This window comes from Pseudomonas syringae group sp. 243L2, from assembly GCF_032587875.1.
Lineage (GTDB): Bacteria > Pseudomonadota > Gammaproteobacteria > Pseudomonadales > Pseudomonadaceae > Aquipseudomonas > Aquipseudomonas amygdali.
This window is the reverse complement of record NZ_JAWHPL010000004.1, coordinates 102,917-128,016: the sequence shown is the minus strand read 5'-3', so window position 1 is coordinate 128,016 and position 25,100 is coordinate 102,917. Positions and strand designations below refer to the sequence as shown.

General features: G+C 59.3%; 19 protein-coding genes and 4 tRNA genes. 19 read left to right on the top strand and 4 right to left on the bottom strand.

Annotated features, from left to right (window positions below; all coding sequences use genetic code 11):
* Positions 1–116: 116 nt before the first annotated feature.
* Positions 117–2,450 carry an acylase gene (locus tag RYB66_RS03180; RefSeq protein ID WP_316886853.1) on the top strand — a complete coding sequence of 778 codons (2,334 nt, stop codon included), beginning with the start codon at positions 117–119 and terminating at the stop codon, positions 2,448–2,450.
* Between the two features lie 55 nt (positions 2,451–2,505).
* Here the strand turns inward: RYB66_RS03180 and RYB66_RS03175 are convergent, their stop codons facing one another.
* A complete protein-coding gene (locus RYB66_RS03175; RefSeq protein WP_016982552.1) occupies positions 2,506–2,829 on the bottom strand; it encodes a hypothetical protein in 324 nt (107 codons plus the stop codon).
* Positions 2,830–3,064: 235 nt separating this feature from the next.
* Positions 3,065–4,261 (bottom strand): amino acid aminotransferase, encoded by a 1,197-nt coding sequence (locus tag RYB66_RS03170; RefSeq protein WP_016982553.1) that lies wholly within the window; start codon positions 4,259–4,261, stop codon positions 3,065–3,067.
* Between the two features lie 381 nt (positions 4,262–4,642).
* Here RYB66_RS03170 and uvrB point away from each other — a divergent pair, with 381 nt between their 5' ends.
* The 9 genes from uvrB (at position 4,643) to RYB66_RS03125 (ending at position 11,758) form a co-directional block, all read left to right on the top strand.
* Positions 4,643–6,658: an excinuclease ABC subunit UvrB gene (uvrB, locus tag RYB66_RS03165; protein ID WP_002552947.1), complete on the top strand. Its 2,016-nt coding sequence runs from the start codon at positions 4,643–4,645 to the stop codon at positions 6,656–6,658.
* Positions 6,659–7,290: 632 nt separating this feature from the next.
* Positions 7,291–8,772: a glutamate--tRNA ligase gene (gene gltX, locus RYB66_RS03160; protein ID WP_005734390.1), complete on the top strand. Its 1,482-nt coding sequence runs from the start codon at positions 7,291–7,293 to the stop codon at positions 8,770–8,772.
* 148 nt (positions 8,773–8,920) lie between these two features.
* A tRNA-Ala gene (locus tag RYB66_RS03155) sits at positions 8,921–8,996 on the top strand.
* An 88-nt stretch (positions 8,997–9,084) separates the two neighbouring features.
* Positions 9,085–9,160 (top strand) — tRNA-Glu (locus RYB66_RS03150).
* Positions 9,161–9,212: 52 nt separating this feature from the next.
* A tRNA-Ala gene (locus RYB66_RS03145) sits at positions 9,213–9,288 on the top strand.
* Between the two features lie 46 nt (positions 9,289–9,334).
* Positions 9,335–9,410, top strand: a tRNA-Glu gene (locus RYB66_RS03140).
* Between the two features lie 318 nt (positions 9,411–9,728).
* Positions 9,729–10,190: an acyl-CoA thioesterase gene (locus RYB66_RS03135; RefSeq protein ID WP_004658990.1), complete on the top strand. Its 462-nt coding sequence runs from the start codon at positions 9,729–9,731 to the stop codon at positions 10,188–10,190.
* Between the two features lie 29 nt (positions 10,191–10,219).
* Positions 10,220–11,185: a tRNA dihydrouridine synthase gene (locus RYB66_RS03130; protein WP_016982059.1), complete on the top strand. Its 966-nt coding sequence runs from the start codon at positions 10,220–10,222 to the stop codon at positions 11,183–11,185.
* 129 nt (positions 11,186–11,314) lie between these two features.
* A complete protein-coding gene (locus RYB66_RS03125; RefSeq protein WP_016982426.1) occupies positions 11,315–11,758 on the top strand; it encodes an Hsp20 family protein in 444 nt (147 codons plus the stop codon).
* A gap of 45 nt (positions 11,759–11,803) precedes the next feature.
* On the opposite strand, the gene RYB66_RS03120 is transcribed toward RYB66_RS03125, so the two are convergent.
* Both RYB66_RS03120 and RYB66_RS03115 read right to left on the bottom strand, forming a co-directional pair.
* Complete coding sequence (locus RYB66_RS03120; protein ID WP_004667509.1) at positions 11,804–13,993, bottom strand: putative bifunctional diguanylate cyclase/phosphodiesterase; 2,190 nt, start codon at positions 13,991–13,993, stop codon at positions 11,804–11,806.
* A gap of 70 nt (positions 13,994–14,063) precedes the next feature.
* Positions 14,064–14,933, bottom strand: coding sequence for a LysR family transcriptional regulator (locus RYB66_RS03115; RefSeq protein ID WP_002552953.1), 870 nt, complete (start codon positions 14,931–14,933; stop codon positions 14,064–14,066).
* Between the two features lie 145 nt (positions 14,934–15,078).
* On the opposite strand from RYB66_RS03115, the gene leuC reads away from it, so the two are divergent.
* From leuC to RYB66_RS03070, 9 genes are all read left to right on the top strand, one after another.
* Positions 15,079–16,503 carry a 3-isopropylmalate dehydratase large subunit gene (gene leuC, locus RYB66_RS03110; protein WP_002552954.1) on the top strand — a complete coding sequence of 475 codons (1,425 nt, stop codon included), beginning with the start codon at positions 15,079–15,081 and terminating at the stop codon, positions 16,501–16,503.
* Positions 16,504–16,513: 10 nt separating this feature from the next.
* Positions 16,514–17,155: a 3-isopropylmalate dehydratase small subunit gene (gene leuD / locus RYB66_RS03105; protein ID WP_005753311.1), complete on the top strand. Its 642-nt coding sequence runs from the start codon at positions 16,514–16,516 to the stop codon at positions 17,153–17,155.
* 147 nt (positions 17,156–17,302) lie between these two features.
* Complete coding sequence (gene leuB, locus RYB66_RS03100) at positions 17,303–18,385, top strand: 3-isopropylmalate dehydrogenase (protein ID WP_004658980.1); 1,083 nt, start codon at positions 17,303–17,305, stop codon at positions 18,383–18,385.
* A 73-nt stretch (positions 18,386–18,458) separates the two neighbouring features.
* A complete protein-coding gene (asd, locus tag RYB66_RS03095; protein ID WP_002552957.1) occupies positions 18,459–19,571 on the top strand; it encodes an aspartate-semialdehyde dehydrogenase in 1,113 nt (370 codons plus the stop codon).
* A 180-nt stretch (positions 19,572–19,751) separates the two neighbouring features.
* Complete coding sequence (locus RYB66_RS03090; protein WP_316893777.1) at positions 19,752–20,756, top strand: 2-dehydro-3-deoxygalactonokinase; 1,005 nt, start codon at positions 19,752–19,754, stop codon at positions 20,754–20,756.
* Position 20,757: 1 nt separating this feature from the next.
* On the top strand, positions 20,758–21,393 hold the full coding sequence (locus RYB66_RS03085) for a 2-dehydro-3-deoxy-6-phosphogalactonate aldolase (RefSeq protein WP_005753318.1): 636 nt from the start codon (positions 20,758–20,760) through the stop codon (positions 21,391–21,393).
* A 23-nt stretch (positions 21,394–21,416) separates the two neighbouring features.
* On the top strand, positions 21,417–22,595 hold the full coding sequence (gene dgoD / locus RYB66_RS03080) for a galactonate dehydratase (protein ID WP_255872618.1): 1,179 nt from the start codon (positions 21,417–21,419) through the stop codon (positions 22,593–22,595).
* A gap of 303 nt (positions 22,596–22,898) precedes the next feature.
* Entirely contained in the window at positions 22,899–24,209 is a 1,311-nt protein-coding gene (locus RYB66_RS03075; protein ID WP_002552961.1) for an MFS transporter, read from the top strand.
* A 76-nt stretch (positions 24,210–24,285) separates the two neighbouring features.
* Entirely contained in the window at positions 24,286–25,095 is an 810-nt protein-coding gene (locus tag RYB66_RS03070; protein WP_316893775.1) for an IclR family transcriptional regulator, read from the top strand.
* Positions 25,096–25,100 lie beyond the last annotated feature (5 nt).

Below are 25,100 nucleotides of genomic sequence, written 5' to 3'. Positions count from 1 at the left end.
GACGGGAATTTAGCGTCGGCTGCAGGTTGCATTGCGCGAGTAAATTTTGCGTCTGCGCTTCGTTTAAGGGGAGCGGCTAATTCGGGTCGTCTTGTCGAGTTGGAGTCAGCGTGATTATTTCCAGACCCCTGTGCGGTTTTGTGTTTGCAGGTCTTTCTTTCGCGGTGATATTGCCTGCCCAGGCCCTGGTTGCCGCGGATCATCAGGCCGCCCGTGCCGAAATCCGGCGTACCGGTTTTGGCGTGCCGCATATCGTCGCCGCCAATGAGCGCGGTCTGGGTTACGGCATCGGTTATGCGTATGCGCAGGACAACCTGTGCCTGCTGGCCAACGAAATCGTCACCGTAAACGGCGAGCGCTCACGCTATTTCGGGCCGGACAAGGCGACCCTTGAGCAACGCAGCAACATGGCCAGCGACCTGCTGTTCAAGTGGCTCAACACGCCTGAGGCACTGGCTGATTTCTGGAAAGCCCAGCCGCCCGAGATTCGCCAGTTGATGCAGGGCTATGTCGCCGGCTACAACCGCTCGCTGGGTGAGCAGAAGGCCAAGGGGCTGCCGCAGCCTTGCGCAGCCGATTGGGTTCGACCGATCAGTACCGATGATTTGCTGCGCCTGACTCGCCGCTTGCTGGTCGAGGGCGGCGTAGGGCAGTTCACTGAGGCCTTTGCCGGTGCCAAACCGCCTTCTGCGCAAAAGCCATTGCAGGTTGATAGCCAGCAGGTTCAGGCGCTGCAATTGGCCGCTGTGCGCAACCAGCGCTTTGCCCTGGAGCGTGGCAGCAATGCCGTTGCAGTAGGGCACGAGCTGTCCGCCAATGGGCGCGGCATGCTGTTGGCCAACCCGCATTTTCCATGGGGCGGCGGCATGCGTTTCTATCAAATGCACCTGACCATTCCTGGCAAGCTCGACGTGATGGGCGCCGCATTGCCGGGCCTGCCGCTGATCAATATCGGTTTCAACCGGCATCTGGCCTGGAGCCATACCGTCGACACGTCGAAACACTTCACCTTGCATCGCTTGCAGCTCGACCCGAAAGACTCGACCCGTTACCTGCTGGATGGAAAATCCATCGCTATGGGCCAGCAGCAAGTCAGCGTCGAGGTGAAGCAGCCGGACGGTAGCCTCAAGGCTGTGCCACGCATCATTTATTCCTCGAAGTTCGGCCCGGTGGTGCAGTGGCCGGGCAAGCTGGACTGGGATGACAAGTTCGCCTTCAGCCTGCGTGACGCCAACCTGGAAAACGACCGTGTGTTACAGCAGTGGTATTCGATGGACAAGGCTGACAGCCTCAAGGCGTTTCAGGATTCGGTGCACAAGATTCAGGGCATTCCGTGGGTCAATACCCTGGCGGTCGATGCCAAAGGGCAGGCGCTGTACATGAACCTCTCGGTAGTACCGAACGTGGACGCCGCCAAGCTCGCCAAGTGCAGTGACCCGCGTATCGGCACCGAGCTGATCGTGCTCGACGGCTCGCGCAGTGAATGTAACTGGGACATATCCGCGGAGGCGGCTCAGGCGGGTATTTATCCGTCCTCACGCCAGCCGCAACTGTTGCGTAGCGACTTTGTGCAGCATTCCAATGACTCTGCCTGGATGGTCAATCCCGCGGCACCACTGAAGGGATTTTCGCCGTTGATCAGCCAGGACGGTCAGCCACTCGGTCAGCGTGCGCGCTTCGCGCTGGATCGGCTGGGCAGCCTGCAACAGGCTGGCAAGGTCAGCGCCGAGAATCTGCAAGCGATGGTCATGGACAACGAGGTGTATCAGGCCGGGCAAGTGCTGCCGGATCTGTTGAAGTTCTGTGCTTCGGAGCTGGGTGATGATGTAACGCGTCTGACGCCGTTGTGCGCCGCCTTGAAAGCCTGGGACGGACGCGCTGATCTGAACAGTGGCATCGGGTTCGTGTACTTCCAGCGGATCATGACATCCATGCAAGGCGTTGCCTCGCGCTGGCGTGTGGTGTTCGACCCGCAGAACCCGATCCATACGCCAACCGGGCTGGCCATTGAAAACCCTCAGGTTGCCAGCGCACTGCGCGCCGCCATGCTTGCGGCGGTTGATGAGGTGGCCAAGGCCGGTCTTTCGCCCGAGAGTAAATGGGGCGACATTCAGGTCTCCAGCCTCAGCGGCAAACCCATTCCGATTCATGGTGGCCCGGCCGGGCTCGGCGTCTACAACGCCATGCAGACCATCGCTGGCAAGGACGGCAAGCGTGAGGTGGTGAGCGGCACCAGCTATCTGCAGGTGGTGACGTTTGATGAGCAGGGGCCCAAAGCGCAAGGCCTGCTGGCGTTCTCTGAATCGAGCAACCCGCAGTCGGCCCACTCGAGGGACCAGACCGAGGCGTTTTCGAAAAAACAGTGGAGTGAGTTGCCGTTCACCGAACAGCAAATCAAGGCTGATCCAGCGTATCAGGTGCAGGTGATCAGCGAGGAGGGCAGCCGCTGAACATGGCAGGAGAAGCGTTTGGGCCGGGCGGCCCAAATGCGCTTGCCTGTCGGGATTAGCCGCCGGGCGTATCGATATCGGCGTCAACACCTTGGGTAGGCTGATGATTGCGCAGATCCTCGGTTTTTTCCTCAGGCTCATGGTCAGGCACGTAAGCGCTGTCGCCGGATGACTGGCTTTGGCTTTGGCTTTGGCCTTGAGACTGAGACTGGCTGGGAGCAGGGCTTTTGCCCTGATTCTGGCATCCACCTTTTTCCGTTTCTGGTTCTACGTCCGCAACCTGTGGCTCGATGGCCGGGTCGTTGCGGTCTGCGCCCTGGTCAGCGGGCGTATGCTGGCCCGGTGGCTGTTCTTTCTGACGTTGCGGTTCGATGGACATGAGTACCTCGATATCTGTTTCAGAAAATGGTCTGACAGGGTTTCGAAAGGTAGCCATATGGATCGTTCGATTCAGTTGCCGAACGGTGCTGAAGGAGGGTGATGCAGGATTGGGTGTTGTGTGAGGCTACGGGAGGTACGATGTTCGCGAAGGGGGCCGTACAGTTGCATGAGATGCATTGAACGGAATATAGCCTTCGCGAACAGGTTCGCTACAGAAGATATAGGCAGCGCGGTTAGAGCACTTTTTTGATTGCGTCGCACACGGCATCAATATTCTTCTGGTTCAGCGCCGCCACGCAGATACGCCCGGTATCCAGCGCGTAGATGCCGAATTCGCTGCGCAGGCGTTGTGCCTGTGCGGCGGTCAGGCCGGAATAGGAGAACATGCCGCACTGACGGCCGACAAAGCTGAAGTCCTGACCGGCCGGGTTATCCGCCAGGCGCTCGACCATGGCTTTGCGCATGCCTTGAATGCGCACGCGCATCTCGCCGAGTTCTTCTTCCCACAGGGCGCGCAGTGCCGGGTCATTGAGGACGGCAGCGGAAATGATTGCGCCGTGGGTCGGCGGGTTGGAGTAGTTGGTGCGGATCACGCGCTTGACCTGCGACAGAACGCGGGCAGTTTCTTCTTTCGATTCGGTAATGATCGACAGCGCGCCCACACGTTCGCCATACAGCGACAGCGACTTGGAAAACGAGCTGGAGGCGAAGAAGGTCAGGCCCGACTCGGCGAACAGGCGCACAGCCAGTGCATCTTCCTGAATGCCTTGACCGAAGCCCTGGTACGCCATGTCCAGAAACGGTACATGGCCCTTGGCCTTGACCACTTCCAGCACTTTTTTCCAGTCATCCAGGCTCAGATCGACGCCAGTCGGGTTGTGGCAGCAGGCGTGCAGCACAACCACAGAGTTGTCTGGCAGGTTCTGCAGGTCTTCAAGCATGCCGGCGCGGTTCACGTCGTGGGTGGCTGCGTCGTAATAACGGTAGTTCTGCACCGGGAAACCTGCGGTTTCGAACAGTGCGCGGTGGTTTTCCCAGCTTGGGTCGCTGATCGCTACCACTGCGTTGGGCAGCAGTTGCTTGAGGAAGTCGGCACCGATCTTCAAGGCACCTGTGCCGCCGACCGATTGAGTGGTCAGCACACGGCCTGAAGCGATCAGCGGTGAATCAGCTCCCAGCAGCAGTTTTTGCACGGCCTGGTCATAAGCGGCAATGCCGTCGATCGGCAGGTAACCGCGCGGCGCGTGCTGGGCGACACGGATCTTTTCAGCTTCAGCCACGGCACGCAGCAGAGGAATGCGCCCCTCTTCATCACAGTAGACGCCTACGCCAAGGTTGACCTTGGTGGTGCGGGTGTCGGCGTTGAAGGCTTCGTTGATACCCAGGATCGGATCGCGGGGTGCCATTTCGACAGCGGAGAACAGGCTCATTGTGCGGCGGCTCTTGATGAAGAGTGGGTAGGGATGCACGCTGCGGCTGAATGCGCCAAAGCGGTGCACAAACAGGGCTTAGTATAGAGAGCATCCCCTCGCCGGGCGACAGGTCGGGGCGGCTTTTTTCGAGGTTATGTGCATATTTTCAGAACGTTCGTCCCGTTCGAGCCTCAATGCTTTAAGTGCGTGACTTGAAAGGCCAGCATGTGGCTCCATCTAGTAAGCATCATTTCAAGACATCGCAGCACGCCCTTTCCCGGCGGGACCGGGCGTTGGCGATGATTTCGTCATGGCCTGTCAGTCCATTCAGGTGAGGCGAGCCCTTTGCGCGATCCCGTCGCGTACGAATCAAGTCGCGTATGAACCAAGAGGTAGGATATGTCCGAGTTCCAGCTCGTTACCCGTTTTGAGCCAGCCGGCGATCAGCCCGAGGCCATTCGCCAACTGGTCGAAGGGATCGACGCAGGGCTCGCGCACCAGACCTTGCTGGGGGTGACCGGCTCGGGCAAGACGTTCAGCATCGCCAACGTGATCTCTCAGGTGAAGCGCCCGACGCTGGTCCTGGCACCGAACAAGACCCTGGCCGCGCAGTTGTATGGCGAATTCAAGGCGTTCTTCCCGAACAACGCCGTGGAATATTTCGTTTCCTATTACGACTACTACCAGCCCGAGGCCTATGTGCCGTCGTCTGACACCTTCATCGAGAAGGATGCGTCGATCAACGACCACATCGAGCAGATGCGCCTGTCTGCAACCAAGGCGCTGCTGGAGCGCAAGGACGCGATCATCGTCACCACGGTGTCGTGCATCTACGGCCTGGGCAGCCCGGAAACCTATCTGCGCATGGTCATGCACATCGACCGTGGCGACAAACTGGACCAGCGCGCCCTGTTGCGACGACTGGCCGACCTGCAATACACCCGCAACGACATGGACTTCGCCCGTGCGACGTTCAGGGTGCGTGGCGATGTCATCGACATCTACCCGGCCGAATCCGATCTGGAAGCGATCCGCGTCGAGCTGTTCGATGATGAGGTCGAAAGCCTGTCGGCGTTCGATCCGCTGACCGGTGAGGTGATCCGCAAGCTGCCGCGCTTCACGTTCTACCCCAAGAGCCATTACGTTACCCCGCGCGAGACGCTGATCGAGGCAATGGAAGGGATCAAGGTCGAGTTGCAGGAGCGTCTTGAATACCTGCGCACTCAGAACAAGCTCGTGGAAGCCCAGCGTCTGGAACAACGGACCCGCTTCGATTTGGAGATGATGCTGGAGCTGGGCTACTGCAACGGTATCGAAAACTACTCGCGCTACCTGTCGGGCCGTCCGTCCGGTGCGCCGCCTCCGACCCTGTTCGACTACCTGCCTGCCGATGCCTTGCTGGTGATCGACGAGTCTCACGTCAGCGTGCCGCAGGTCGGCGCGATGTACAAAGGCGACCGCTCACGCAAGGAAACCCTGGTTGAGTACGGGTTTCGTTTGCCATCGGCGCTGGATAACCGGCCCATGCGCTTTGACGAGTGGGAAGCGATCAGCCCGCAGACCATTTTTGTCTCGGCGACGCCGGGCAACTATGAAGCGGAACACGCGGGACGTGTCGTCGAGCAGGTAGTACGCCCGACTGGTCTGGTGGACCCACAGATCGAGATTCGCCCTGCGCTGACCCAGGTCGACGACCTGTTGTCGGAAATCCACAAACGTACGGCGCTGGAAGAGCGGGTACTGGTCACCACGCTGACCAAGCGCATGTCAGAGGATTTGACCGATTACCTCAGCGACCACGGGGTGCGAGTGCGTTACCTGCACTCGGACATCGATACAGTTGAACGTGTCGAGATCATCCGCGACCTGCGTCTGGGTACCTTCGATGTATTGGTGGGGATCAACCTGCTGCGCGAGGGCCTGGACATGCCGGAAGTGTCGCTGGTGGCGATTCTCGATGCCGACAAGGAAGGTTTCCTGCGTTCCGACCGTTCGCTGATTCAAACCATCGGTCGGGCTGCGCGTAACCTCAATGGCCGGGCGATCCTGTACGCCGACCGCATCACCGGTTCCATGGAGCGCGCCATTGGCGAAACCGAACGGCGCCGCGATAAACAGCTCGCCTTCAACCTTGAGCACGGCATTACCCCAAAAGGCGTGTTCAAGGACGTTGCCGACATCATGGAAGGTGCCACGGTGCCAGGCTCGCGCAGCAAGAAGCGCAAGGGCATGGCCAAGGCCGCCGAAGAAAACGCTCGCTACGAAAACGAACTGCGCTCGCCGAGCGAGATCAACAAGCGCATTCGCCAGCTGGAAGAAAAAATGTACCAGTTGGCCCGCGACCTGGAATTCGAAGCTGCGGCGCAGATGCGCGACGAGATTGGCAAATTGCGCGAGCGGTTGCTGGCGGTTTGAGAGAGGGGTGATGCTCTGTCTCACAAGCCTGCGTCGCGCCATGCGCTCAAGATCGGACGCAGAGCGTCCAGAGCGGCGTTACCACGCTGGAGCGTGGTAACGATAGGTAAACTATCGTGCGACGCTCCGCGTCGTCATGCCATTCTGCGCCGCACCGCACATTCAAGATCGGCGCTCGTAGTCGCTGCACATAGAAAAAGCGCTTTTTGATCACGGTGGTACTGACGACGCAGAGTGCGACCTTAGTGACGGCTGAGTCCTGGCGCTGATCCGGGGCTAGCTTGGCAGGACGCCAGGCTAGCCGCACCGGACCATGGATGGTCCGTTGCGGCGACCCCCGGATCAGTGCCAGGGCGAAGGAACCCGACGAAGTCGGGCCGGAAACAGGAGCGAAGGACTTTGCTCACTTTGGTCCCTCACAGTGAGTCGCCGAGGGGCGAAAAAGTGACCTGAGTCGAACCCTAATCTACCTGAAACCACAGAACCGCCGTGTGACGCGGAGCGTCACGAACTGCATTCCCACGCGGAGCGTGCGGAACGATAGGTGTTCCGGCGATTACCTTTCACGCTGGAGCCGCATGCCCCCAGCCTGTTAACATTCCGCGCTTGATTGACCTATTTCGGGATTTTCCATGACCACCGTTCGTACCCGCATCGCGCCATCGCCCACGGGCGACCCTCACGTCGGCACGGCCTACATTGCGCTGTTCAACTATTGCTTTGCCAAACAGCATGGCGGCGAGTTCATTCTGCGCATTGAAGACACCGATCAACTGCGCTCGACCCGCGAGTCCGAACAGCAGATCTTCGACGCACTGCGCTGGCTGGGTATCGAATGGAGCGAAGGGCCGGATGTCGGTGGTCCACACGGCCCGTATCGTCAAAGCGAGCGGGGCGATATCTACCAGAAATACGCGCAGCAACTGGTCGAGCTGGGTCACGCCTTCCCGTGTTTCTGCACCGCCGAAGAGCTGGACGAGATGCGCGCCGAGCAACAGGCCAAGGGTGAAACCCCGCGCTATGACGGTCGCGCCTTGCTGCTCTCCAAGGAAGAAGTACAACGCCGTCTGGACGCTGGCGAGCCCCACGTGATTCGCATGAAAGTGCCGACCGAAGGCGTCTGCGTCGTGCCGGACATGCTGCGCGGCGAAGTCGAAATCCCGTGGGACCGCATGGACATGCAGGTCCTGATGAAGACCGACGGTCTGCCGACCTACTTTCTCGCCAACGTGGTCGATGACCACCTGATGGGCATCACCCACGTACTGCGCGGCGAAGAATGGCTGCCATCGGCACCCAAACTGATCCTGCTTTACGAGTACTTTGGCTGGGACAAGCCACAGCTGTGCTACATGCCGCTGCTGCGTAACCCGGACAAGAGCAAGCTGTCCAAGCGCAAGAACCCGACGTCGGTGACCTTCTACGAGCGCATGGGCTTCATGCCTGAAGCCATGCTCAATTACCTGGGGCGCATGGGCTGGTCGATGCCGGACGAGCGCGAGAAGTTCTCGTTGCAGGAAATGGTCGACAACTTCGACCTGTCGCGTGTCTCGCTGGGCGGGCCGATCTTCGATATCGAAAAACTGTCCTGGCTCAATGGTCAGTGGCTGCGTGATCTGCCGGTCGAGGAGTTTGCCAGCCGATTGAAAACGTGGGCACTGAACCCAGACTACATGATGAAGATCGCACCGCACGTGCAGGGCAGGGTAGAGACCTTCAGTCAGGTCGCTCCGCTGGCCGGGTTCTTCTTCGCCGGTGGCGTTACGCCCGATGTGAAGCTGTTTGAGCACAAGAAGCTGTCCCCGGAGCAGGTCCGTCAGGTGATGCAGTTGATCCTGTGGAAACTGGAGTCGCTGCGTCAGTGGGAGAAAGACCGGATCATGGGTTGCATCCAGGCCGTCGTTGAGCACCTCGAGCTCAAACTGCGTGACGCCATGCCCCTGATGTTTGCGGCGATTACCGGCCAGGCCAATTCGGTCTCGGTGACCGATGCGATGGAGATCCTCGGTCCGGACCTGACCCGCTTCCGCCTGCGTCAGGCCCTGGATTTGCTGGGTGGCGTTTCGAAGAAAGAAAACAAGGAATGGGAAAAGCTGCTGGGCTCCATTGCCTGAGGCGTTCCCTGTTCCTGTCAGTCGCCCCCGGTTTTCCGGGGGTTTAAAGGTAAGTGGTTGTATTACCGACAAAAAAGTTTGGAAAATGTAAAAAATAAATTTGACAGCCCTGTCACTCACGCTTAATATGCGCCCCGTCCACTGATGTGGGGCTTTAGCTCAGCTGGGAGAGCGCCTGCATGGCATGCAGGAGGTCAGCGGTTCGATCCCGCTAAGCTCCACCAAATTTAGCGTTTCAGAGCGCTGCTACACTGCTCTGAAACGATGTGAAACAAGCGGATCCAGCAATCGTTTGTTTTGTAAGAAGGTTTTGTCCCCTTCGTCTAGTGGCCTAGGACACCGCCCTTTCACGGCGGTAACAGGGGTTCGAGTCCCCTAGGGGACGCCAGTTTCACCGAGTGATACTTCAACGTTGATCTCCGCCGCGAGGCGATAAATCCGGGGCTTTAGCTCAGCTGGGAGAGCGCCTGCATGGCATGCAGGAGGTCAGCGGTTCGATCCCGCTAAGCTCCACCAAATTCGCCAGGGTTCATCGTTCGATGAACCTGACTGAAGGTTTTGCGTCCCCTTCGTCTAGTGGCCTAGGACACCGCCCTTTCACGGCGGTAACAGGGGTTCGAGTCCCCTAGGGGACGCCACGATTTCCCGCTCTGCGGGACCAAGGGTCATTCGATTATTGAATGGCCCTTTTGTTTTTTCAGGGTTTGAAAAATCGCCCTTCCTGCTTCTATTTATTCCCACAGGTATGTGTTCAGCCTGCAATTGCGGTTTCAGCCCTTTTATCCGGGCTTATTCAGACTTGTGTATGACTTTGAGCGCTGGAGCGTGAGGAATGTACAGGTCCTTTCGCGAACAAGTTCGCTCCCACGGCCTTCGGCCAGAATCAAAAGCAGACGCGCCACTATCCTGACTTCGCTACACTCCCGCCAATCACATTCACTCAAGCAGGAGCACGCATGGTCTGGGATCGGGCAACGCCTTTCGTCATTGATCTGAACGTCGGCGCTGAAGACATCGACGGGCTGGGGCATGCCAATAATGCCGTGTACGTCTCCTGGCTGGAGCGCTGTGCCTGGCGGCATTCGCAGTATCTGGGCCTGGACCTGACCGAATACCGGCGTCTGGACCGGGCCATGGCGGTGGTCAGACACGAGATCGACTATCTGGCCAGTGCCTATGAGAACGATGAACTGCAACTGGCGACCTGGATCGTCGATTGGGATCGCCGCCTGAAAATGACCCGTTGCTTTCAGCTCAAGCGACCCGCCGACAACCTGACGTTGCTGCGCGCGCAAACCACCTTTGTCTGCATCGAACTGTCCAGCGGTCGGCCCAAGCGCATGCCCGCCGAGTTCATCGAGGGCTATGGCGCAGCCATCCCTGACGGCACCGTTCCCAATCCGCACGCCGGGCAGTAAACTGCCGGACTTTTTTTCGAGTGTGACCCATGCAAATTGCTCTGGCGCCCATGGAGGGGTTGGTCGACGACATCCTGCGCGATGCCCTGACGAAAGTAGGTGGTATCGACTGGTGCGTGACCGAATTCATCCGGGTGTCCGAGCGTTTGATGCCTGCGCACTACTTTTACAAATACGCTTCGGAATTCCACAAAGGCGCGAAGACCGACGCAGGTACGCCTTTGCGGCTCCAGCTGTTGGGCTCCGACCCAGTGTGTCTGGCCGAGAACGCCGCGTTCGCCTGTGAGTTGGGCGCACCGGTACTGGACCTGAACTTCGGTTGTCCGGCCAAGACTGTCAATCGCTCCCGTGGTGGCGCAATCCTGCTCAAAGAGCCGGAACTGCTGCATTCCATCGTCAGCCAGGTACGCCGTGCCGTGCCCAGGCATATTCCAGTGACCGCCAAGATGCGTCTGGGTTACGAAAACACCGATGGCGCGCTGGACTGTGCCCGGGCACTGGCTGACGGCGGGGCTGAGCAAATAGTCGTTCACGCGCGCACCAAGGTCGACGGTTACAAGCCGCCCGCGCACTGGGAGTGGATTGCACGCATTCAGGAGGTGGTCAAGGTCCCAGTGGTGGCCAACGGTGAAATCTGGACCGTTGACGATTGGCGTCGTTGCCGGGAAATATGCGGCGCACGCGACATCATGATTGGTCGCGGGCTGGTGGCGCGCCCTGATCTGGCCCGGCAGATAGCTGCGGCACAGAAGGGTGAAGAGGTCGTGCCGATGACCTGGGATGAGTTGCAGCCCATGCTGCGCGCTTTCTGGCAGGCCTGTCTGATCAAGATGACGCTCATTCAGGCGCCGGGTCGTCTCAAGCAATGGTTGGTGCTGCTGACCAAGAGCTACCCTGAGGCGACCCTGATGTTCAATGCGCTACGCCGCGAAACCGACTGTGATCGAATCGGCGTGATGCTGGGCTGTCTGCCTGGCTGCTCACCCGAAAGCTAACCCCGACGAACGGTCGAAAAAAACCTGAAAAAAGTCTCTTGAAAAGTGAATGGGTATCCCTATTTTGCTGATCAAGCGATGCCGAAAACGGGTCGCGTACACCACTCGCTGATAAACAGGAGAATTGTTATGGCTACTGCATTTTCTCTGGCTCCACTGTTTCGCAACTCAGTGGGTTTCGACCGCTTCAACGACCTGTTCGAGTCTGCGGCACGAAATGAGACAACCAGCGGCTACCCTCCCTACAACGTGGAGCGGCATACCGATGATCATTACCGGATCGTGATCGCTGCAGCAGGCATGCAAGAGCAGGACCTTGAGCTACAGGTCGAGAAGGGCGTATTGACCGTGATCGGCAACAAGCGCGAGCAGGAAGCCGACAACGTGACCTATCTGCATCAGGGTATTGCCCGGCGTGAATTCAAGCTGTCGTTCAGGCTGGCCGACAATATCGAGGTCAAGGGTGCCGACCTGTCTCACGGTCTGTTGAGCATCGACCTGGTGCGCAACGTGCCGGAAGAGGCAAAACCAAAGCGCATTCCGCTTAATACCCAGAAAGTACTGGGCAACTGATGAGCCAGTCTACAGAAGAGGCGCCTTCGGGCGCCTTTTCTGTCTTCACTCCAGAGACGCAGTTTCCTGAAACTGCCGTTTTAGCAGCAGGTTCTCGAACTGCGGACCCGGCAGTGGTTCGCTGAACAGGTAGCCTTGATAGTTGTAACAGCCCACTCTTTCCAGGAACGCCAGTTGCTCCGGCGTTTCGACGCCTTCAGCGATGACGTTAAGGTTCAGGCTCTGAGCCATGGCCACGATGGCGCGGATGATTTCTGCGTCGTTGGGGTCGCTGGTGGCGTCCTGAACGAAGGACTGGTCAATCTTCAGCGTATCCACCGGCAAGCGCTTGAGGTAAGTCAGTGAGGAATAGCCGGTGCCGAAGTCATCCATCGCAAAACTCACGCCCAATTCCTTCAGGCTGAGCATTTTGAGGATGGTGTCGTCAAGGTTCTGGATGACGATGCCTTCAGTGATTTCCAGCTTGAGCATGGAGGCAGGTAATTGATGCTGCTTGAGGCTGTGTTGCACGCGCTCGATAAAGTCGTTCTGGCGGAACTGACGCGGACTTATATTGACGCCCATCAGGAATTTGTTTTTCGAGATCAGCCCCTGCTTTAAAAGCAGGCCTCCGGTTTTGCAGGCCTCGTCCAGAATATGGCTGCCGACCTCCAGAATCATCCCGCTTTCTTCAAGTATCTGGACAAACTGATCAGGTGACAGCAACCCGTATTCAGGGTGCTCCCAGCGCAGCAGTGCCTCTGCACCGGTAATGTACTGGTCCCGGCAATCGATCTGGGCCTGGAAGTGCAGCTGGAATTCGTTGCGGGTCAGCGCCAGTCGCAAGTCGTTTTCAAGACGCAGGCGCTGGCTAACGGCCTGCTGCATGGATACATGGAAAAACTGTGACGCATTGCGTCCGGAATCCTTGGCGCGATACAGCGCAATATCGGCCCGTTTGAGCAAATCGGCAGGGGCCAGGCCATCGTCCGGAATCAGAACGATGCCAATGCTCGGCGTAACCTGCAGGCGATGACCGTCGAGGAACATCGGTTCGGCCAGCAGCTCGCGAAGGTTGTCGGCCAGCACGCGGACCTGCTGAGTGACTTCATCACGGGTGCCGTCCAGCCCGCAGATCAGCACCACGAACTCGTCACCGCCCAGGCGGGCCACGGTGTCCTCCTGACGTACGCTGGCCTCCAGGCGCGCGGCGATGATGCTCAGCACGCTGTCGCCCACCGGGTGGCCAAGTGAGTCATTGATGTGCTTGAAATGGTCCAGGTCGAGAAACAGCAGGGCACCGCGCAGGTTCTGGTGCTGGAGCAGCGAGACTTGCTGGCTGAGGCGGTCCATCAGCAGCGCGCGGTTGGGCAGCCCGGTGAGCGGGTCGTGATAAGCCAGATGCTGAACCTGTGCCTGGGCGGTTTTCAGCTGGCCGATGTCTCGGGCGTTCATCAGCAGGCAGGCGGTATTGTTCAGAGTGATGAACTCGACCGAGATGTCCAGCACCAGGGGCGCGCCGTGCTTGTCCTGACCATTCATTTCCCGATGATGCACGCGGCCTTTCTGGCGTAGTTCGTCAATCATGTATTCGCGCTGCACAGTGTCGGACCAGATACCGATTTCGTGGGCTGTGCGCCCCAGGACTTCCTGAGCGCTGAAGCCGGTCAGGCGACAGAAGCCGTCATTGACCTCTACATAGCGGCCTGACTCGATTTCAGTGATGGTGATCGAGTCCGGGCTTGAGTGAAATGCTTTGGCAAACTTCTCCTCGCTGGCCTCCAGCGCTGACTGGACGCACTGTTGGGTGATGTCCAGCACGGTTCCCGACAGCTTCACGGCCTGGCCATGTTCATTGCGATAGATTCGTGCACGGCTTTCAAGCAAGCGCGATGTGCCGTTTTGCAACTGAAAACGGTACGTCACCTGCAGGCAATCCTGCTGGTTTTCCAGTGCCGCAGCATAAACTGCGCGCATGCGTCGTCGCTCTTCAGCGGGCAGGCTGCCGAAGAACTGTCGGCCATCCTCGTCGAAGGGCAGTGCCGCCATGCCGTGCAGCGCAGACGCACGCGCCGAGGCTTGCAGCCGGTTGCCGGTAATGTCCAGATCCCAGGTGCCCATATGCGCCAGTTCCAGCGCCAGTTCCAGACGGTCCCGGGTTTGCTGGAGGACGCGCTCCGCGCCTGTCGGCGGCAGGCTGGGGGTGGCTGCCTGTGCAGGGACTTTCAGCACGGAGTTATCCGGTGGGTTGGACATGTGATCACGAGCCTTTAATCGAAAGAACCGATAGGGCGATCAGTCTGCAGTTTGCAGCATGGTCTACCTACTATGTCTGCGCATCGAGCAGTTTCATGAATGCTCTTGCTGCATTCGATAGCGTGCGTTCGGTATGCAGGATGTAGCCTAGCTGGCGATTGAGTTGCACGCCCGGCAATGGAATGCGCGCCACTTGTTCGTCGAGCATGGTGCGTGGCAGAACGCTCCAGGCAAGGCCAATGGAGACCATCATCTTGATAGTCTCCATATAGTTGGTACTCATCGCGATGTTGGGCTTGAGGCCCTGGGCTTCGCACAAACCGCTGACAATGTGATGGGTAAACGTGTTACCGCCCGGAAATACTGCCGGATAGCGCACGACATCCTCCAGTTTCATGGGGCCGCTGTTGGCCAGCGGATGTTCCGGTGCCGCGACGAAGTCCAGCGGGTCGTCCCACACGGGCACGGCGCGGATCAGCGTATGCGGTTCGGGTGCGAGTGTAATGACTGCCAGTTCGGCGCGCCCGTGAAGAATTTCCTCATAGGCAATTTCCGAGTCCAGGAACTGAATGTCCAGTGCGACCTTTGGATAGGTCCGGGTAAATGCCCGTAATACCGGGGGCAGGCGATGCAGGCCAATATGGTGACTGGTCGCCAGAGTGAGCCGCCCGGTGACTTCGCCGGTCAGGTTGGTCAGCGCGCGGCGAGTGTCATCCAGAACGTTCAGAATCTGATAGGCACGTGGCAGCAGGGCGCGTCCGGCCTCGGTGAGGCTGACTTCCCGGCCCAGGCGGTCGAACAGGCGCACATTCAATTGTTGCTCCAGACCGGCAATGCGCTTGCTGATGGCTGGTTGAGTCAGGTACAGGCGTTCGCCTGCCCCGGAAAAGCTGCCGGTCTCGGCGATGGCAATAAAAGCATTAAGGTTGGCGAGATCCATGGTCGGATTCCATTTGGTTATCCAAAGTATGAAAATTATGAATTTGAGTTATTTAAGCATATTCCATACGATGACCGCACAAGCCAAGGGGTCATCGTCACGATTGCCCAAGGCATAGAAACAAGCTGATGAGGAAGTACGTCCGATGGCCGGGAAAACGCTCTACGACAAGCTCTGGGATTCGCATTTGGTCAAGCAGCGCGACGACGGTTCGGCGCTGATCTACATTGACCGCCATATCATCCATGAAGTGACCTCGCCGCAAGCGTTCGAAGGCCTGCGGCTGGCGAAGCGCAAGCCATGGCGGATCGACTCGATCATCGCCACGCCTGACCATAACGTGCCGACCACGTCGGAACGCAAGGGGGGTATCGACGCCATTGAAGATCAGGTGTCGCGCCTGCAGGTGCAGACTCTCGACGACAACTGCGACGAGTACGGCATTACCGAATTCAAGATGAACGATCCGCGTCAGGGTATCGTTCATGTAATCGGCCCGGAGCAGGGTGCAACCCTGCCAGGCATGAGCGTGGTCTGCGGCGACTCGCACACCTCGACCCACGGCGCATTTGGTGCGCTGGCGCACGGTATCGGCACTTCCGAGGTCGAGCACGTGCTCGCGACTCAGTGCCTGGTGGCCAAGAAAATGAAGAACATGCTGGTCTCGGTCGAAGGGCAACTGCCGTTCGGCGTGACCGCTAAAGACATCGTGCTGGCCGTGATTGGCAAGATCGGTACGGCAGGCGGTAACGGTTACGCCATCGAGTTCGCCGGCAGCGCAATTCGCGACCTGTCGATCGAAGGCCGCATGACCATCTGCAACATGTCTATCGAAGCCGGTGCCCGGGTCGGCATGGTTGCCACCGACGAAAAGACCGTCGAGTACGTCAAGGGTCGTCCGTTTGCCCCTAAAGGTGCAGAATGGGACCTGGCAGTCGAGGCCTGGAAGGATCTGGTTTCCGACGCTGACGCTGTATTCGACACCGTGGTCAGGCTGGACGCCGCGCAGATCAAGCCACAGGTCAGCTGGGGCACTTCGCCGGAAATGGTGCTCGCCGTCGATCAGAACGTGCCGGACCCTGCGCAAGAGCCGGATCTGGTCAAGCGTGGCTCCATCGAGCGCGCCTTGAAGTACATGGGCCTGAAGGCCAATCAGCCGATCACCGATATCCAGCTGGACCGGGTGTTCATCGGTTCTTGCACCAACTCGCGAATCGAAGACCTGCGCGCGGCTGCCGACGTCGCCAAGGGCCGCAAGGTGGCTGCGACCATCAAGCAGGCCATCGTAGTGCCGGGTTCGGGCCTGATCAAGGAGCAGGCCGAGAAGGAAGGGCTGGACAAGGTGTTCATCGAAGCCGGTTTCGAATGGCGTGAGCCGGGCTGTTCGATGTGCCTGGCGATGAACCCGGACCGCCTGGGTTCCGGCGAGCATTGCGCATCCACGTCCAACCGCAACTTCGAAGGCCGTCAGGGCGCTGGCGGCCGTACGCATCTGGTAAGCCCTGCGATGGCTGCCGCGGCGGCGGTCAATGGCCGTTTCATTGACGTTCGCGACTTGATCCAGCTCTGAGGAATCCAGCATGAAAGCCTTTACCCAGCACAATGGCCTGGTCGCTCCTCTGGATCGTGCCAATGTCGACACCGACCAGATCATCCCCAAGCAGTTTCTCAAGTCGATCAAGCGCACGGGTTTTGGCCCGAACCTGTTCGATGAGTGGCGTTATCTGGATGTGGGGCAGCCGTATCAGGACAACTCCAAGCGTCCGCTGAACCATGACTTCGTGCTCAACCACGAGCGTTATCAGGGTGCAAGCGTGCTGCTGGCCCGGGAAAACTTCGGTTGTGGCTCCAGCCGCGAGCATGCGCCGTGGGCACTGGAAGAGTATGGTTTCTGCGCGATTATTGCGCCGAGCTACGCGGACATTTTCTTCAACAACAGCTTCAAGAACGGCCTGTTGCCGATCATTCTGTCTGAAGCCGAGGTCGACGAGCTGTTCAAGCAGGTCGAGGCCAGCCCCGGCTACCAGTTGAGCATTGATCTGCAGGCACAGACCGTGACCCGTCCCGACGGCAAGGTGCTGAGCTTTGAAATCGATGCGTTCCGCAAACATTGCCTGCTCAACGGCCTGGACGACATCGGCCTGACGCTGATGGACGCTGACGCCATTGCCAGTTTCGAAAGCAGGCATCGCGCCGGTCAGCCGTGGCTGTTCCGCGACTGATTGATTCATCGCAACCTGTCTGTTTGCCAGCAAGGGGCCCTGCGCCTTGCTGGCAAAAGTGTTTAAGACAGGTGATAAATTTTTCGCCGCTGCGAGCGTTATAAACAGGCGTTGTTCACGACGCCGATGCACAAAATCGAGGATGTTATGAGCAAGCAGATTCTGATTCTCCCAGGTGATGGTATTGGTCCGGAAATCATGACCGAAGCGGTCAAGGTGCTGGAACTGGCCAACGAAAAGTATCAGCTGGGCTTTGAATTGACCCACGACGTGATCGGCGGCGCAGCCATCGACAAACACGGCGTGCCGCTGGCAGACGAGACCCTGGATCGCGCCCGTGCGGCCGATGCCGTACTGCTGGGCGCAGTCGGCGGCCCGAAATGGGACACCATCGAGCGCGACATCCGTCCTGAACGCGGTCTGCTGAAAATTCGTTCGCAACTGGGCCTGTTTGGCAATCTGCGTCCGGCGATCCTTTACCCGCAACTGGCGGATGCGTCGAGCCTCAAGCCGGAAATCGTTGCCGGTCTGGACATCCTGATCGTCCGCGAACTGACCGGTGGCATCTACTTCGGCGCGCCACGCGGCACTCGCGTGCTGGATAATGGCGAGCGTCAGGCCTATGACACGCTGCCGTACAGCGAAAGCGAGATCCGCCGCATTGCCAAGGTCGGTTTCGACATGGCCATGGTGCGTGGCAAAAAGCTCTGCTCGGTAGACAAGGCCAACGTGCTGGCGTCCAGCCAGCTGTGGCGCGAAATCGTCGAGCAGGTGGCCAAGGATTACCCTGAAGTCGAACTCAGCCACATGTACGTCGATAACGCCGCCATGCAGCTGGTTCGTGCGCCCAAGCAGTTCGATGTAATCGTGACCGACAACCTGTTCGGCGACATTCTGTCCGATCAGGCGTCGATGCTCACCGGTTCCATCGGCATGCTGCCGTCGGCTTCGCTGGACACCGCCAACAAGGGCATGTACGAGCCTTGTCATGGTTCGGCGCCGGACATCGCCGGCAAAGGCATTGCCAACCCGCTGGCGACCATTCTGTCGGTATCGATGATGCTGCGTTACAGCTTCAACCTGACCGATGCGGCTGACGCCATCGAGAAGGCGGTCAGCGTGGTACTGGATCAGGGCATTCGCACCGGCGACATCTGGTCGGAAGGCAAAGTCAAAGTTGGTACGCAGGAAATGGGCGATGCAGTAGTCGCCGCGCTGCGGAATCTGTAATCTCTCTGGCCCGCCGCCGCCTGCTGTGCATGCGCAGAGCGGTGGTCCCACTTTTATTCAAGGTGTAGTTGCGATGAAACGTGTAGGTCTGATCGGTTGGCGCGGCATGGTCGGTTCCGTGCTCATGCAGCGGATGCGGGAAGAGCAGGACTTCGATCTCATTGAGCCGGTGTTTTTCACTACTTCCAATGTCGGTGGCCAGGCGCCTTCGGTGGGCAAGGATGTTGCGCCACTGAAAGACGCCTACAGCATCGACGAGCTGAAAACCCTGGACGTAGTGCTGACCTGTCAGGGTGGCGACTACACCAATGAGGTGTTCCCCAAGCTGCGCGAAGCCGGCTGGCAGGGTTACTGGATCGATGCCGCCTCCAGTCTGCGCATGCAGGATGACGCCGTTATCGTGCTCGACCCTGTGAACCGCAAGGTCATCGATCAGCAGCTGGATGCGGGCACCAAAAACTATATCGGCGGCAACTGCACGGTCAGCCTGATGCTGATGGGCCTGGGCGGTCTGTTCGACGCCGGGCTGGTCGAGTGGATGAACGTCATGACCTATCAGGCGGCCTCCGGAGCCGGCGCGCAGAACATGCGTGAGCTGATCAGGCAGATGGGCGCCGTGCATGCCTCGGTGGCCGATGATCTGGCCAACCCGGCCAGCGCCATTCTGGATATCGACCGCAAGGTGGCTGAAGCCATGCGCAGCGAGTCGTTCCCGACCGAGAATTTCGGCGTGCCACTGGCGGGCAGTCTGATCCCGTGGATCGACAAGGCGCTGCCGAACGGCCAGAGCCGCGAAGAGTGGAAAGGCCAGGCCGAGACCAACAAGATTCTCGGTCGCTTCAAGAGCCCGATCCCGGTCGACGGCATTTGCGTACGCATCGGTGCCATGCGTTGCCACAGCCAGGCGCTGACCATCAAGCTGAACAAGGATGTGCCGATTGCGGACATCGAAGGCTTGATCAGCCAGCACAACCCTTGGGTCAAGCTGGTGCCGAACAACCGTGAAGCCAGCATGCACGAGCTGAGCCCGACTGCCGTAACCGGCACCATGAGTATTCCGGTGGGCCGTTTGCGTAAACTGAACATGGGTTCGCAGTACCTGGGTGCCTTTACCGTGGGTGACCAGCTGTTGTGGGGCGCGGCAGAGCCGCTGCGCCGCATGCTGAGAATCCTGCTGGAGCGTTGAGGCTTCGGTTTTACAGCAAACCCGCTTTCCGAAAGGAAGGCGGGTTTTTTAGTGCCTGATACTTTTGATTGACTGTCTTTTTTCCCTATATATGGGATTGAAATTTACATATTGAGATAAGTGTGACAACGGGTTTATAGTCGTCCTGCACTCACTTCCAAAAAAACAACAGGTGACGCAATGCAGGCGCAATTGATCGCGCTCGATTGGGGGACAACCTCACTTCGTGCTTATCGACTTGGCGAACATGGCCAGGTACTGGAACAGCGCGCATTGAGCGCGGGCATCATGCAGTTGCCGACCACGCCGCGGCTGATCGCGGGGCAGTTCTGCAGTGACGGTTTCGAACTGGCCTTTGACCAGGCGTGCGGCGACTGGCTCGACGCCCAACCGGACCTGCCGGTGATTGCCTGTGGCATGGTCGGCAGCGCACAGGGCTGGCGCGAGGCGGCTTACCGGGAAACGCCGGCCAGCGTCAATGAGCTGAGCGCAGCGCTGCAGACGGTGCGCAGCGTGCGCGGCGTGACGGTGCACATCATCCCCGGCGTCCTGCAACGCTCGACCCTGCCCAACGTCATGCGTGGCGAAGAAACCCAGGTGCTGGGTGTGCTGGCCGGCCTCGACGCCGGGCAGAGCAGCCAGCAGCTGCTGATCGGTCTGCCCGGCAGCCACTCCAAATGGGTGCAGGTAGAACGGGGTCGCATTGTTCACTTCGACACCTTCATGACCGGCGAGGTCTACGCCGCGCTCTGCGCGCACACTATTCTGGGACGCACCATGCAGCCTTCGGAGGCGTTCGACGAGCAGGCGTTTGACTGCGGCTTGTCGATTGCCCTGTCCGACGCGGGCTCTGCCGGGCCGCTATCGACGATTTTCAGCACACGAACGCTCGGCCTTACCGGGCATTTGGCTGCCAGTGCGCAACCTGACTATCTTTCCGGCCTGTTGATTGGCCATGAACTGGGCGCCATCGCCAGGCTGCATCTGCACAACCACGAACAATTGCCTGCGGTGATCCTCATCGGCAGCGATTCGCTGTGCACGCGCTATGCACGCGGGCTGGCCGTTTGTGGCTTTCCCGGCGTGACATTGGCCGAGCAGGCGACCGAGCGCGGCCTCTGGCAGGTCGCCGTTCAAGCCGGTCTGATCGCGCGCCGCTCGTCCCAACACATTCGAGAGGTTTGACATGCTCAAGCAAGCATTGAAGGAAAACGGTCTGGTCGCAATCCTGCGCGGCCTGCGTCCCGAAGAAGCGCCTGCGATTGGCGATGTGTTGTACGAGGCCGGTTTTCGGGTCATTGAAGTGCCGCTCAACTCTCCACAGCCGTTCGACAGCATCCGCTTGTTGCGCCAGCAACTGCCAGCCGATTGCCTGATCGGTGCGGGAACGGTGCTGACCCCGGAGCAGGTGACTCAGGTCAAGGATGCCGGAGGCCAAGTGATTGTCATGCCGCACAGCGATGCGAAGGTGTTGCGTGCAGCCAAGGCTGCCGGGCTGTTCCTCTCACCGGGCGTGGCGACGCCGACCGAAGCCTTTGCCGCGCTGGCCGAAGGGGCTGATGTGCTGAAGCTGTTTCCTGCCGAGCAGATGTCGCCCGCGGTGGTCAAGGCGTGGCTGGCGGTATTGCCCAAGGGCACGATTCTGTTGCCGGTCGGGGGGATCTCGCCGGACAACATGAAGGTGTTCCTTGATGCCGGCGTTAAAGGCTTTGGCCTGGGCTCCGGGCTATTCAAGCCAGGCATGAGCGTCGCCGACGTTACTGAGCGCGCCCAGGCCTATGTTGCTGCCTGGAAGCAGCACAGCGCAACGCTTGCAGACTGACCGGCGCCGGTAGTCGCTATCCAATAAGAGAATCAACAAGAGAAACCGCACCCATGAAAATCACCAAACTCACCACGTTCATCGTTCCGCCACGCTGGTGCTTCCTCAAGGTCGAGACCGACGAGGGCGTTGTCGGCTGGGGCGAGCCAGTGGTCGAAGGCCGTGCGCACACCGTGGCCGCTGCAGTGGAAGAGCTCTCCGATTACCTGATCGGCAAGGACCCACGCAATATCGAAGACATCTGGACGGTGCTGTACCGCGGCGGCTTCTATCGGGGTGGGGCGATCCACATGAGCGCTCTGGCAGGCATCGATCAGGCGTTGTGGGACATCAAGGGCAAGGCCCTGGGCGTTTCCGTCAGTGACCTGCTCGGTGGTCAGGTGCGTGACAAGATTCGCGTCTATTCGTGGATCGGTGGTGACCGCCCTGCAGACACGGCGCGGGCTGCGAAAGAAGCGGTCGGACGTGGTTTTACTGCGGTGAAAATGAATGGCACCGAAGAGCTGCAGTTTCTCGATACCTTCGACAAGGTCGACCTGGCGCTGGCCAACGTGGCTGCCGTGCGCGATGCGGTCGGGCCGAATGTGGGCATCGGTGTGGACTTCCATGGCCGGGTTCACAAGCCCATGGCCAAGGTGCTGATGAAGGAGCTGGACGCCTACAAGCTGATGTTCATCGAAGAGCCGGTGCTCAGCGAGAACTATGAGGCACTGAAGGAACTGGCACCGCTGACCAGCACGCCGATTGCCCTGGGTGAACGGCTGTTCTCACGCTGGGACTTCAAGCGCGTGTTGAGCGAAGGTTATGTCGACATTATCCAGCCTGATGCGTCCCACGCCGGTGGCATCACTGAAACCCGCAAGATCGCCAATATGGCCGAAGCGTATGACGTCGCGCTGGCGCTGCATTGTCCGCTCGGACCTATCGCGCTGGCGGCATGCCTGCAACTGGACGCGGTTTGTTACAACGCCTTCATTCAGGAACAGAGCCTGGGCATTCACTACAACGAAAGCAACGATCTGCTCGATTACGTGAAGCACCCGGAAGTCTTCGACTACGACAAGGGCATGGTCAAGATTCCCAACGGGCCGGGCCTGGGCATTGAGATCAACGAAGAATATGTCATCGAACGCGCGGCCATCGGCCACCGCTGGCGCAACCCGATCTGGCGCCATGCCGATGGCAGTTTTGCCGAGTGGTAGAGCACAGTAAATCCCCATAACCATCGTTCCCACGCTCTGCACTCAGCGTTATACATAAGTCCTGAGAAGCCCGTAGATCGGGCTTCTGCCCGGAGGGCGTGGGAGCGAACCTGTTCGCGAAGAAGGTAGTTCAGCCGATGCGTTTTTGGGGAATGCACTGGCCCTTTCGCGAACAAGTTCGCTCCCACGGCCTTCAGCCAGAATCAAAAGCGGATTTGTATAGCACTGAGCGCGGGAGGGTGGGAACGATAGCTCGCCAATCGAAACACAGACCTCAATAAATCCAACAAGAGGCTACATTCCATGCGCACTCGAACTCTTGAGGGTGCGGCATCCCTGGTGACGCCGTCCCGCAAACGTTTCTTCATCATGGTGCTGCTGTTCATTACGGTGGTGATCAACTACCTGGACCGCAGCAACCTGTCGATTGCCGCTCCGGCGCTGACCGCCGAGCTGGGCCTTGATACGGTTCACATCGGGCTGATCTTCTCCGCGTTCGGCTGGACCTATGCCGCCATGCAATTGCCTGGTGGCTGGCTGGTGGACCGTGTGCCGCCGCGTATCCTTTACACTGCGGCGCTGCTGCTGTGGTCCATTGCGACCATCATGCTTGGTTTTGCGGCCAGCTTTATTGCGCTGTTCGTACTGCGCATGGCGGTCGGTGCGCTGGAAGCACCTGCCTATCCGATCAACAGCCGTGTCGTGACCACCTGGTTCCCCGAGCGCGAGCGGGCTACTGCCATTGGCGTCTATACCTCGGGGCAGTTCGTCGGTCTGGCGTTTCTGACGCCGGTGCTGGCCTGGTTGCAGGCTCATTATGGCTGGCACATGGTGTTTGTCGCTACAGGTGGTGTCGGTGTGCTGTGGGCGTTGATCTGGTATACGGTCTATCGCGAGCCGCGTGACTTCAAAGGTGTCAATCAGCAGGAAATCGACCTGATCAAAGAGGGCGGCGGTCTGGTAGACATCCAGAAGGATGTCGAAAAACAGAAGCAGGGTTTCAGCTGGCTGGACCTGGGCATTGTGTTGAGCAAGCGCAAGCTGTGGGGGATCTATCTGGGCCAGTTCTGCCTGAACTCCACGCTGTGGTTCTTCCTGACCTGGTTCCCGACCTATCTGGTGAAATACCGCGGCATGGATTTCATCAAGTCCGGGCTACTGGCGTCATTGCCGTTTCTCGCGGCGTTTGTCGGCGTGCTGTGTTCGGGGTTCTTCTCCGACTGGCTGATCCGTCGCGGGCATAGCGTGGGCTTTGCGCGCAAGTTGCCAATCATTGCCGGGCTGCTGATCTCGACCTCGATCATCGGTGCCAACTTCGTTGACTCCACACCATTGGTTATCACCTTTCTGGCGCTGGCATTCTTCGGCAACGGTCTGGCGTCGATCACCTGGTCGCTGGTGTCGACCCTGGCCCCGGCGCGCTTGCTGGGCCTGACTGGCGGCACGTTCAACTTCATCGGCAACCTCGCCGCCATCGCCACGCCGATCGTGATCGGCTTTCTGGCAACCGGTGACTCGTTTGCGCCTGCCATCACTTACATTTCAGTGCTGGCATTGCTGGGCGCGCTGTCGTACATCCTGCTGGTAGGCAAAGTAGAGCGTATCGAGCTCTGATGTCGACGTATCTGGACGCTGGCGGCGATAATGCCGTCAGCTTTTCGATCCGCCCCTTTTATGAAAATGGCCTGTCATGCACAACGATTCGATCATCCCTGAAAAAATTACCGGCAAAGAACCGGCGCCGACAGGGACCCAGACTCTGTTGCGTGGGCTTGGCGTTGTGCAGGCGGTGGCCGGTGGCGCACGCGACCTGAAGGAAATCGCCCGGCTGATCGGCACCACACGCAGTACCACGCACCGGCTGGCCAGTTGCCTGGTCGAGGAGCGCTATCTTCGGGTGGTGCCTCAAGTGGGTTATCTGCTTGGGCCGAAACTGATTGAGCTGGGGTTTCAGGCGCGCGAAGAAGTGCCACTGGCAATTCTCGCCCGGCCGTATCTGGATCGGCTGTCGGAGCTGACGGGCGATACGGTGCATCTGGCGGTGCGGGAAGGGGACGACGTGCTTTATCTGCACAAGAACCCTGGTCGCAATGGCCCGGAAATGCGCTCACGGGTCGGGCATCGCATGCCGCTGGTGCGAACCGGTATCGGAAAGGCGTTGCTGCTGGACAGCGGGTTGCCGGAGTGGCAGCGGTTGTATGACGTCAGCATGCCGAGCAGTGGCAGGAATGCGCTGTGGCCTGCTCATGAGCAGCAAACCTGGGAGCAGTTGCAGGCGCGAAGGGAAGAATACGTGCAGGGAGGGTATGCGTTCGATCTGGAGGACAACGAACCGTCGATCCGTTGCGTTGCAGCGCCGGTACGTGATGCCAGCAAACAGATCGTTGCCGGCATCAGTGTCGCCAGTACCGTGCCCTACATGCCGCTGGAGAAGATGGCCGAGCTGGTCCCGCTGATCAAGCAGATAGCAGCGGAACTCTCGGCCGATCTCGGCGGCTGATTCGT

What these genes read in the sequence shown, in the direction of transcription:
- leuD (WP_005753311.1), top strand. Translation starts at nt 16,514, where the DNA reads ATGAAAGCCTTTACCCAGCACAATGGCCTGGTCGCTCCTCTGGATCGT.
- asd (WP_002552957.1), top strand. Translation starts at nt 18,459, where the DNA reads ATGAAACGTGTAGGTCTGATCGGTTGGCGCGGCATGGTCGGTTCCGTG.
- RYB66_RS03070 (WP_316893775.1), top strand. Translation starts at nt 24,286, where the DNA reads ATGCACAACGATTCGATCATCCCTGAAAAAATTACCGGCAAAGAACCG.
- RYB66_RS03170 (WP_016982553.1), bottom strand. Translation starts at nt 4,261, where the DNA reads ATGAGCCTGTTCTCCGCTGTCGAAATGGCACCCCGCGATCCGATCCTG.
- RYB66_RS03175 (WP_016982552.1), bottom strand. Translation starts at nt 2,829, where the DNA reads ATGTCCATCGAACCGCAACGTCAGAAAGAACAGCCACCGGGCCAGCAT.
- RYB66_RS03085 (WP_005753318.1), top strand. Translation starts at nt 20,758, where the DNA reads ATGCTCAAGCAAGCATTGAAGGAAAACGGTCTGGTCGCAATCCTGCGC.
- leuB (WP_004658980.1), top strand. Translation starts at nt 17,303, where the DNA reads ATGAGCAAGCAGATTCTGATTCTCCCAGGTGATGGTATTGGTCCGGAA.
- RYB66_RS03125 (WP_016982426.1), top strand. Translation starts at nt 11,315, where the DNA reads ATGGCTACTGCATTTTCTCTGGCTCCACTGTTTCGCAACTCAGTGGGT.
- RYB66_RS03115 (WP_002552953.1), bottom strand. Translation starts at nt 14,933, where the DNA reads ATGGATCTCGCCAACCTTAATGCTTTTATTGCCATCGCCGAGACCGGC.
- RYB66_RS03090 (WP_316893777.1), top strand. Translation starts at nt 19,752, where the DNA reads ATGCAGGCGCAATTGATCGCGCTCGATTGGGGGACAACCTCACTTCGT.
- uvrB (WP_002552947.1), top strand. Translation starts at nt 4,643, where the DNA reads ATGTCCGAGTTCCAGCTCGTTACCCGTTTTGAGCCAGCCGGCGATCAG.
- RYB66_RS03120 (WP_004667509.1), bottom strand. Translation starts at nt 13,993, where the DNA reads ATGTCCAACCCACCGGATAACTCCGTGCTGAAAGTCCCTGCACAGGCA.
- RYB66_RS03130 (WP_016982059.1), top strand. Translation starts at nt 10,220, where the DNA reads ATGCAAATTGCTCTGGCGCCCATGGAGGGGTTGGTCGACGACATCCTG.
- RYB66_RS03135 (WP_004658990.1), top strand. Translation starts at nt 9,729, where the DNA reads ATGGTCTGGGATCGGGCAACGCCTTTCGTCATTGATCTGAACGTCGGC.
- leuC (WP_002552954.1), top strand. Translation starts at nt 15,079, where the DNA reads ATGGCCGGGAAAACGCTCTACGACAAGCTCTGGGATTCGCATTTGGTC.
- RYB66_RS03075 (WP_002552961.1), top strand. Translation starts at nt 22,899, where the DNA reads ATGCGCACTCGAACTCTTGAGGGTGCGGCATCCCTGGTGACGCCGTCC.
- gltX (WP_005734390.1), top strand. Translation starts at nt 7,291, where the DNA reads ATGACCACCGTTCGTACCCGCATCGCGCCATCGCCCACGGGCGACCCT.